Annotated in this window: 5 protein-coding genes; 4 read left to right on the top strand and 1 reads right to left on the bottom strand. The window is 36.7% G+C overall.

The window, feature by feature from the left end:
• Positions 1-225: 225 nt before the first annotated feature.
• The 4 genes from ACO1D1_RS28145 to ACO1D1_RS28130 all read left to right on the top strand — a co-directional run bounded on the left by ACO1D1_RS28145 (position 226) and on the right by ACO1D1_RS28130 (position 1,552).
• On the top strand, positions 226-501 hold the full coding sequence (locus tag ACO1D1_RS28145; protein ID WP_149870970.1) for a hypothetical protein: 276 nt from the start codon (positions 226-228) through the stop codon (positions 499-501).
• Complete coding sequence (gene comGF, locus ACO1D1_RS28140; protein ID WP_223820794.1) at positions 449-925, top strand: competence type IV pilus minor pilin ComGF; 477 nt, start codon at positions 449-451, stop codon at positions 923-925. The genes ACO1D1_RS28145 and comGF overlap by 53 nt, the downstream gene beginning before the upstream one ends.
• Positions 922-1,305 (top strand): competence type IV pilus minor pilin ComGG, encoded by a 384-nt coding sequence (comGG, locus tag ACO1D1_RS28135; RefSeq protein WP_423336600.1) that lies wholly within the window; start codon positions 922-924, stop codon positions 1,303-1,305. The genes comGF and comGG overlap by 4 nt, the downstream gene beginning before the upstream one ends.
• 61 nt (positions 1,306-1,366) lie before the next feature.
• The gene (locus ACO1D1_RS28130) at positions 1,367-1,552 is read left to right on the top strand and encodes a YqzE family protein (protein ID WP_149870968.1); all 186 of its coding nucleotides are present in this window, start codon (positions 1,367-1,369) and stop codon (positions 1,550-1,552) included.
• An 82-nt stretch (positions 1,553-1,634) separates the two neighbouring features.
• Here ACO1D1_RS28130 and ACO1D1_RS28125 read toward each other — a convergent pair.
• Positions 1,635-1,897: YqhG family protein (locus ACO1D1_RS28125; protein ID WP_423337748.1), on the bottom strand; the 263-nt coding region annotated here is incomplete at its 5' end.

Raw genomic sequence — 1,897 nt, 5'->3', positions numbered from 1 at the left:
TCGTGAGGAAATATTCTTCAAAAGTTTTGCTAAGGGAAGGTTCTATCCCATTGTATTTCAAATTCTTAAGTGACGGAAATGTTAACAGGTTTGGAACCATCCTTATCTATACCCCAAAAAAGAATTACAAACTAACCGTTTTGATTGGAAAGGGACGGTTTTATGTTGCGGAACAATAGTGGTTTTTTTTTACTAGAATTGTTGTTATCACTGTCAGCTTTGTTCATGCTGAGTTTATATTTGCTGCCATTATTAATGGAGTTAAGGGAACAATCCTGGCAATTAAAAATAGAGAATACAGCGCGAAAGCTTATGTATGAAGAATTGCAGGCAAAGATTAGTGATGGTCAATCCTTTAATAATTACTCCATCATTCGAAATAAGGTGGAGTACAAAATCAATTGGAATGATTTAGGATTGGACGGCCGAAAGGAGGTGTGTGTGAAGGTTGAAAAAATTAGTACCCTCCCGGAATGCAAAGTTTGTGGTGTACTCGAATGAGAGAGCTTTTACTCTTATTGAAGTTTTGATTGCCTTTTCAATCTTTTCCACCATTATTTTCTTTATGTCCCCAATTTTTCAAATACTACTTAACACAAAAAGTAATGACAGCAATTTACAGGCAATGGAATGGGAGGTATTTTCCAGCCAAATAAAAAAAGAAGTACGGCTTGCTTCACGGGCGGATGTTAGCTCGGGGCGTTTAATCCTCACAAAGGGTTCGGAGATCATCCAAATTGAGGTGTATGGGACGAATATCAGAAGAAGGGTAAATTCAACTGGGCACGAAATAATGCTCCAGAATGTTTCTCAATCGTCGTTCTCCGTCACAAATAACGTTGTTAAAATCAATGTTACAGACATCAGGGGTAAAGAATATGCAATTACATGCTATCCATTAATCAATTGGAATGCAGGCCAATGAAATATAACGAAAAAGGGTTTACCTACCCGCTTGTCTTGTGCCTGCTTATCATATTTCTGTTATTTTTCTCGATGCAAATTGAACAATTAGTTACAGAAAGCAAAATGGCTCACGAAACAACTTCGATCCTGCAACAGGAATATTATTTACTTTCTTCAGTGAAAAAAATGGAATCGGCAATACAAAATAATGGTATGAATCCATCAAAGGGATCGATTGTCTATGTAAATGGAACCATGGACTACCAAGCCGAAATCCCGGCCGGATCTGCCCAAAAAATAACCTTCACGCTTCGTATGAATTCCGGTGAAACCATCTCCGGTTATGGAACATTTGATACGAAATCAAAAAAAATGGTCAAGTGGGTGGAGCTTAAATGATTTGATTGAATTCTCTTCAAAATGGATATAATGTAGGTGTACAAAAAAGGCAGGTGTGTCCATGAAGACAAATGATTATGTAAAATACATGACCCAAACCATTGTAAAATATGTTGACCAGCCAAAAGATGAACGAAAACGACTTCGGATAGAGAAAAAGCAGACAAAGGCGGATTTTTGGTATCGATGGTTTGGGATATTACCCTATATCCTTTATTCAGAAGTGAAGAAGAAACGGAAACTCTAAAAAGTTGACTCCAAATTGTGAATAAACCCTATAATAAAAAGTCCATTACATTAAAACGAGGTGTAATGGACCTTTTGTTTCTTTATATAGCATTTTCTGTTAGATAAAAGAGGCCTCCATTGATGAACGAGATGTTTATTTTTGGTTCATACTGTTCCTGGAGAGCCTTTTTTTCTGTCTCGTAGCTTTCGTTCTCTTCATCTACGTCCTCATAGAAATGATTTAAGAGGTTTAAATCCTTATCCCAGCGTTTTTTTGCATCCTCTGCCCATGAGTGATCCTCTTTTTCAATGACTGATTTCAAATAGTTTTCAATTCTTAACATTCCGCTTTTCGGTCTAACTA

Source organism: Neobacillus sp. 19, assembly GCF_049463095.1.
GTDB lineage: Bacteria > Bacillota > Bacilli > Bacillales > Cytobacillaceae > Neobacillus.
The sequence above is the reverse complement of the archived record's forward strand: the minus strand, read 5'-3'. Positions and strand labels throughout refer to the sequence as shown.

What these genes read in the sequence shown, in the direction of transcription:
- ACO1D1_RS28145 (WP_149870970.1), top strand. Translation starts at nt 226, where the DNA reads ATGCTGAGTTTATATTTGCTGCCATTATTAATGGAGTTAAGGGAACAA.
- comGG (WP_423336600.1), top strand. Translation starts at nt 922, where the DNA reads ATGAAATATAACGAAAAAGGGTTTACCTACCCGCTTGTCTTGTGCCTG.
- ACO1D1_RS28130 (WP_149870968.1), top strand. Translation starts at nt 1,367, where the DNA reads ATGAAGACAAATGATTATGTAAAATACATGACCCAAACCATTGTAAAA.